Below are 568 nucleotides of genomic sequence, written 5' to 3' on the forward strand. Positions count from 1 at the left end.
CACCGCGCTGGCCCCGGCGCGGAGCCAGCCGTCGACCTGGCCGGGGCGGAAGCTCGGATCGCCCGTCCAGGTGCGGGCGACAGGATCCCAGCCCTCGCCGCTGTTGGGGTAGACCAGCACCGGGCGGCCGGCCTGTGCCGCGGCGGGCAGCAGTGCGTCGATCTCTTGCGGGTCGGTGCAGTTGACGCCGACGGCGACGACCTGTGGCACGTCGCGGGCCATCGCCCAGGCCACCGCCGGGTCCTCCCCACGCCGCGTCCGGCCGTCAGCACACGAGAGCGACAGCCACGCCTCGACGCCCTCCAGCCGTTCGAGCTCGAGCAGCAGGGCCTCGACCTCGGCGAGGCACGGGATGGTCTCGAGGGCGAGCACGTCGGCTCCCGCGCCGGCCAGCACCTCCAGCCGCGGACGGTGGAAGGCTCGCAACGCCGCGACGTCGAGCCCGTAGTCGCCGGTGTACTCCGAGCCGTCCGCGAGGGCCGCACCGTAGGGGCCGACCGAGGCGGCGACGAACAGCGGCTCCGACGCGTCGACCCGCTGTCGGGCGACGTCGGCCAGCTCGACGCCG

General features: G+C 75.5%; 1 protein-coding gene. It reads right to left on the reverse strand.

Translation table 11 applies throughout. The features are described from left to right. The coding region (locus tag FRW57_RS22690; protein ID WP_203230526.1) for a homocysteine S-methyltransferase family protein at positions 1–568 on the reverse strand (568 nt) is incomplete at both ends.

This window comes from Segeticoccus rhizosphaerae (assembly GCF_009192725.1).
In the GTDB taxonomy this organism is placed as follows: Bacteria; Actinomycetota; Actinomycetes; order Actinomycetales; family Dermatophilaceae; genus Segeticoccus; species Segeticoccus rhizosphaerae.